5 protein-coding genes are annotated in these 6032 nt (G+C 69.6%); all 5 read left to right on the top strand.

What is annotated here, in order from left to right; translation table 11 throughout:
- Positions 1 to 592 precede the first annotated feature (592 nt).
- Complete coding sequence (locus ACQY7V_RS02845; protein WP_428638809.1) at positions 593 to 1912, top strand: M16 family metallopeptidase; 1320 nt, start codon at positions 593 to 595, stop codon at positions 1910 to 1912.
- Between the two features lie 53 nt (positions 1913 to 1965).
- Complete coding sequence (gene dapB, locus ACQY7V_RS02840; protein WP_428638807.1) at positions 1966 to 2706, top strand: 4-hydroxy-tetrahydrodipicolinate reductase; 741 nt, start codon at positions 1966 to 1968, stop codon at positions 2704 to 2706.
- Between the two features lie 5 nt (positions 2707 to 2711).
- Positions 2712 to 3317: a GNAT family N-acetyltransferase gene (locus ACQY7V_RS02835; RefSeq protein WP_320772330.1), complete on the top strand. Its 606-nt coding sequence runs from the start codon at positions 2712 to 2714 to the stop codon at positions 3315 to 3317.
- 76 nt (positions 3318 to 3393) lie between these two features.
- Positions 3394 to 4290 (top strand): 4-hydroxy-tetrahydrodipicolinate synthase, encoded by an 897-nt coding sequence (gene dapA / locus ACQY7V_RS02830; RefSeq protein WP_235361382.1) that lies wholly within the window; start codon positions 3394 to 3396, stop codon positions 4288 to 4290.
- Positions 4291 to 4336: 46 nt separating this feature from the next.
- Positions 4337 to 6028 (top strand): ribonuclease J, encoded by a 1692-nt coding sequence (locus ACQY7V_RS02825; protein WP_154478716.1) that lies wholly within the window; start codon positions 4337 to 4339, stop codon positions 6026 to 6028.
- Positions 6029 to 6032 lie beyond the last annotated feature (4 nt).

The raw sequence follows: 6032 nt of genomic DNA, 5'->3' as shown, positions 1-6032 counted from the left end.
AGGCGGAGGGCCGGGAGCGATCGCTCCCGGCCCTCCGCCTTTCAATCCGCACAGCCTTCGCGATCCCGGTCGCGAGCAAGGAATGGAGCGGCGCTCGCCTGAGCCTCGATTTCCCTCCGCCTGGATAGGGGATGAATACCCGAGACGATGCTGTAGACGCGCCGGGAACCGCGCTGCTATGTTCGACGAACCATATGAGTCGGCCGAAGAGGGTGCGTCTGAAATGGGATCGACGTGGATGTACGGTATGGCGGTCGTCCTCGGGGCGCAGATCGTGGCGCTGGTCATTCGGACTTGTCGGCGAGGGTGGGGCCCGAAAGGGAAGAAACGGTGAAGAACTAGCCGGGTGAGGATCCGACCCCCGCATCCCCCTGTGAGCGCCCCCGTCCGCGGGGACGAGGCGTCGGGGACACGGGTGAGAGTCGACTCGAAGGGCCCTCGGCGCGCGCGGGGGACTGGGGGCTCGGAGGAGGCCTTCGGACGGGGCGCGACGCCGCTGCGCGGCCCGATCCCGGTGATCTGGAGCAAGGACCGTGAGCATCCGCTCCCGGCCCTTCACCGTGCCGTGAACTCAGCATTTAAACTGTTCGCCATGACTCCGCCGATCGATCTGCCATTGGTGCGCCAAGAGGACCTCCTGCTCGACGACAACGAGGGCGAGGTGCGCCGTTCGGTGACCGGACGCGGCACGCGGATCCTCACCCAGCGCGCGCCCTCGACGCGTTCGGCCGCCCTGTCCCTGTGGGTGCCCGTCGGTTCCCGCGACGAGGCGCCCGAGGCCGCCGGCTCCACGCACTTCCTCGAGCACCTCCTGTTCAAGGGGACCCCGAAGCGCTCGGCCTTCGACATCGCGGAATCCTTCGATCGGGTCGGCGGGGAGTCGAACGCGGAAACGGGACGGGAGCACACGAACTATTGGGCCAGGGTCTTGTCCGAAGACCTGGAGATGGCGCTCGGGGTCCTCGTCGACATGCTGTCGAATGCGACGATCGGAACCGAGGAGTTCGCCATGGAGCGCGGAGTGATCCTCGATGAACTCGCGATGGCAGAGGACTCCCCGACGGAGATCGTCCACGACGCCTTCCAACTCGCGGTGCACGGGGATGTCCCCCTCGGACGCCCGGTCGGGGGGACGCCCGAGACGATCCGCGCCGCTCAGCGCGATGAGGTCGTGGCCCACTACCGCTCCCACTACGCGCCGGACAACCTGGTGGTGGCCGCGGCCGGGGACGTCGATCACGGGCGCCTGGTCGACTTGGTCGAAGCGGCCATCGAGGCGTCGCCGTGGGCGGATGCGCCCTCAAAGGGCCGGGTCCCGAGGGCGAGGCGCTCGTGCGACGCCTGGGAGGAGGTCGAGCATGAGCCCTCGCTCGTGAGGCGCCGCGATGTCGAGCAGGCGCATCTGGTGGTCGGGACACGGGGCCTGAGGGCCCTTGCGGATGAGGGGCCGACGATGTCGGTCCTCCTGTCGGTGCTCGGAGGATCGATGTCGTCCCGCCTTTTCCAGGAGGTCCGAGAGAAGCGGGGACTGGCCTACACGACCTACGCCTTCGAGTCCTCGTATTCGGACACGGGTGCTTTCGGCATGTACGCAGGCACCTCGCCGGACAAGATCGACCAGGTCGAGCGCCTCATGCTCGAACAGTTGCACGACCTCGCCGAGAACGGGCCGACCGAGGCCGAATTGCTCCGCGTGCGCGGCCAAGTGCGCGGGGGAGTGGCGCTGGGGCTCGAGGACAACTGGTCGCGCATGATGCGCTTGGGCCGTTCGGAGCTGGTCGGACGTTACAAGAGCGTCGACGAGTCGCTCGAGGCGATCGAGGCGGTGACCGCCGACGAGGTCGCGGCCCTCGCACGCGAGCTCGCCTCGCGGCCCCTGTCCCGGGCCCTCGTCCTGCCCCTGGACTCGTGAGCGCCGTATTCGTCGATCGGGCAAGATCGGAGAGGACTGCGAAGGAGGACGACATGATTGCAGTAGCCGTCACAGGCGCCAAGGGCCGAATGGGATCGACCGTGGTCGAGGCCGTCACCACGGCGCCCGACATGGAGATCGTCGCCGAGCTCGACGCCGGGGACGCGATCAGCGCCGAGACCCTCAGGGGCGCCCGCGTCGCGGTCGACTTCTCGGTCCCGAGCGTCACCGAGTCGAATGTTCACGCCCTCCTCGACGCCGGGGTCGATGTCGTCGTCGGCACGACCGGGTGGACCGAGGAGTCCTACGCCCGGGTCCGCGCCCACGCCGAGGAATCGGGGCGCTCGGTCCTCATCGCCCCGAACTTCGCGATCGGAGCGGTCCTCGCGATGAGGTTCGCGGCCCTGGCCGCCCCCTACTTCGAGTCCGCGGAAGTCATCGAGATGCACCACCCGAACAAGGTCGACGCCCCTTCGGGCACGGCGGCCGCGACCGCGCGGGGCATCGCCGCCGCCCGGAGCGAGGCCGGTCTCGGCCCGATGCCCGACGCCACCGAGTCCGACCCGGAGGGGACCAGGGGCGGCAGGATCGACGGCGTTCCCGTCCACGCGGTGCGCCTGCGGGGCCTTACGGCATCCGAGGAGATCCTCCTGGGCAACCCGGGCGAGCAGCTCGTCATCCGGACGGACTCCTTCGACCGGATCTCCTTCATGCCGGGAGTCCTCCTCGCGATCCGTGGGATCGCCGAGCGCCCGGGCCTGACGATCGGTCTCGACGCCCTCATGGATCTGTGAGCCCGGTGAGCATCGATCTTCGCGGCGCTCCCTCCGCTGACGCCCCCCGGCCCGGAGGGCCCGTTCCCGTTCCACCCGCTCGCCCGCTCGCCCCCGATCGCTCCGTGCGCCCCGCCCTCGTCGATGATGCGCCGGCGATCGCGCGCATCCAGGGACGGGCGCTGCTCAGGCTCGATCCCGCCTTCTCGCAAGAGGAGGCCGCAGCACTGGAGGAGCGATGGAGGCGGACCCTGTCGGCCCCCGCCCCCGCCGGATGCTGGACCTTCGTCGCCCTCCACGCCAACGCGGTCGCCGGCTTCGCCCTCGTCGTGCCCGCGCCCGCCCTCGGTCCCGAGGCCGGGGGCATCGAGGAGGGCAGTGAAATCGCCGAACTCCTCGTCGATCCGGACTTCGCGCGCTCGGGCCACGGATCGCGCCTCCTCCAGGCGATCGCCGACACCTCCGGATCCGCGACGCTGCGAATCTGGGCGGGCGCCGAGGACGAGGCTCGCCTCCGGTTCCTCCAATCCGCGGGCTTCGCGCCGGCGGGACTGCGCCGTTGCCTCGAGCCCGAGGGCGGCGAGCCGATCCTTCAGCACCTGTGGTGGGCGGCGCTCGAGAGCGGGACGTGACGCCCCCGGCGGGCGAGGCCTCCCAGCGGGTGAACATCCGCCGTGGCGCGGGCCGCGCCCGCATATGCTGGCCCGCATGAGCCACACCCCTCGCCGCCAGTTCGGAACCCTCGCCCCCGCGTTGGTCACCCCCTTCCTGCCCGATGGCACGATCGACCTCGATTCGGCCGCGCGCCTCGCGAAGAAGCTCGTCGACGACGGCTGCGACACGATCCTCCTGTCGGGGACGACCGGCGAATCGCCGACGACCCACCAGCCGGAGAAGAACGCCCTGACGGAAGCCGTCAAGGACGCCGTCGGTGAGCGCGCCTTCATCCTCGCGGGCGCGGGCTCGAACGATACGGCTCATGCCGTCCGCATCGCCGAGGGCGCCCAGGCACACGGCGCCGACGGACTGCTCGTCGTCGCCCCGTACTACAACCGCCCCTCCCAGGCGGGCCTGAGGGCCCACGTCCTCGCGATCGCCGAAGCCACCGATCTGCCGATCATGCTCTACGACATCCCGGGGCGGACGGGTCTCGCCTTCACCGACGACACCCTCGACATCCTCGCCGAGCACCCCCGGATCAGCGCGGTCAAGGACGCGACCGGGAACGTCGAGCAGGGCGTCGAACGCATGCACCGGACGGGCCTGGAGTACTACTCCGGCGACGACGGCCTGAACTTCGCCTGGATGACAGGCGGCGCCTCGGGCTTCATCTCGGTGGTGGCGCACGTGGCGGGCGCGAAGTACCGGGAGATGATCGACCTCCTCGACGCGGACAGGGTGTGGGAGGCCAGGGAGCTGTCCTACTCGCTGCGCCCGCTCGTGAACGCGATCATGGGCGGGGGGCAGGGCGCGGTCATGGCCAAGCACGCCGTCCACCTTCAGGGCCTCATCGAATCGCCGACGGTCCGCCTCCCGCTCGTACCGGCGTCCGACGACGAGATCGCCCGACTCCGCGCGGTGATGGCCGATCTTGATCTTCTCTGAGCGCCGACGCGCCTGAGCCCGGCGGGGTTCGTGAGAGAATCGGAGCATGAAGCCCCTGTACGAGAACCTTTCCGAACCCGCGCCGCTCGAAGACGGCGCACTGCGCGTCATCCCCCTCGGCGGACTGGGGGAGGTCGGCCGCAACATGAACGTCCTCGAGTTCGAGGGCAAACTCCTCATCGTGGACTGCGGCGTGCTCTTCCCCGAGGTCTACCAGCCCGGCGTTGACCTCATCCTGCCCGACTTCTCCTGGATCGCGGACCGTCTCGATGACGTCGTTGGGCTCGTCCTCACCCACGGCCACGAGGACCACATCGGAGCCGTCCCCTACCTCGCCAAGCTCCGGGACGACATCCCGACCTACGGCTCCGACCTCACCCTCGCCTTCACCGAGCCGAAGCTGCGCGAGCACCGCCTTCCGGCCGCGGACATGCACGTCGTGAAGTCCGGCGACCGCGTGAAGGTCGGCCCCTTCGACCTGGAGTTCATCCAGGTGACCCACTCGATCCCCGATGCCCTCGCCGTGTGCGTGCGCACGAGCGCCGGGACGGTCGTCATCACCGGCGACTTCAAGATCGACCACCAGCCCCTGGACGGGCGCAAGACCGACCTGGCGGCCCTGGGCCGCATCGGCTCCGAGGGCGTCGACCTGTTCATGATCGACTCCACGAACTCCGAAGTGCCCGGATTCATCCCCTCCGAACGGGAGATCGGCCCGGTCCTCGACCGGATCGTCGATGAGGCCGAGGGCCAGGTGGTCGTGGCGAGCTTCGCCTCGCACGTCCACCGCGTCCAGCAGGTGATGAACGCGGCGGCGAAGGCGGGGCGCCGCGTCGCCCTCGTCGGCCGTTCGATGGAGCGCAACATGCGGATCGCGGCCGAGAAGGGCTACCTCGTCGTCCCCGAGGGGCTCATCGTCGACGCCAACGCTCTCGCGGAGCTTCCCGCGAACGAACGCCTCTACATGGCGACCGGTTCGCAGGGCGAGCCGATGGCGGCCCTCGCCCGGATGAGCTCGGGGTCGCACAAGTTCGTGAACCTCGAGGCCGGCGACACGGTCATCATCGCGGCCTCGCTGATCCCGGGCAACGAGACCGACGTGAACCGCGTGATCAACGATCTCACCCGCCTGGGCGCCAAGGTGTTCCACCGCGGCAACGCGAAGGTGCACGTGTCGGGCCACGCCTGCCAGGGCGAGCTGCTCACCTTCTACAACCTCGTCGCCCCGCGCAATGTCATGCCGATCCACGGTGAACTGCGTCACCTCGTGGCCAACGGCCAGCTCGCGGTGTCCACCGGTGTCGGCGCCGATCACGTGGTCCTCGGCGACGGCGGCACCACGGTCGATCTCGTGGACGGGCGCGCGCGGATCTCCGGCCAGGTCCCCTGCGAGCTCGTCTTCGTCGACGGCAAGTCGATCGGCGAGATCTCCGAGGAGGAGCTCGAGATCCGTCGCGTTCTCGGCTCGGAGGGCTTCATCTCGGTCTACGCCGTCGTCGAGCACGATTCCGGGATGGTCCTGTCGGGCCCCACGATCAAGGCGATCGGCATGGCCGAGGACGATTCCGTCTTCGAGGAGATCCTGCCCGATGTCGATGCCGCGTTGAAGGATGCGGCCGCACCCGGAGGGAAGGACCCCTACGTCCTCCAGCAGGCGATGCGACGCGTGATCGGGCGCTGGGTGGCGCGCAGGCTGCGCCGCCGTCCGATGATCGTTCCGGTCGTCGTCGAGCAGTAGACCG

This window comes from Schaalia sp., assembly GCF_050312375.1.
Lineage (GTDB): Bacteria > Actinomycetota > Actinomycetes > Actinomycetales > Actinomycetaceae > Pauljensenia > Pauljensenia hyovaginalis.
This window is presented reverse-complemented; position numbering and strand designations above follow the sequence as displayed.

Excerpts from the sequence above, each read along its gene's own strand:
- ACQY7V_RS02845 (WP_428638809.1), top strand. The coding sequence starts at position 593 with ATGACTCCGCCGATCGATCTGCCATTGGTGCGCCAAGAGGACCTCCTG.
- dapB (WP_428638807.1), top strand. The coding sequence starts at position 1,966 with ATGATTGCAGTAGCCGTCACAGGCGCCAAGGGCCGAATGGGATCGACC.
- dapA (WP_235361382.1), top strand. The coding sequence starts at position 3,394 with ATGAGCCACACCCCTCGCCGCCAGTTCGGAACCCTCGCCCCCGCGTTG.
- ACQY7V_RS02825 (WP_154478716.1), top strand. The coding sequence starts at position 4,337 with ATGAAGCCCCTGTACGAGAACCTTTCCGAACCCGCGCCGCTCGAAGAC.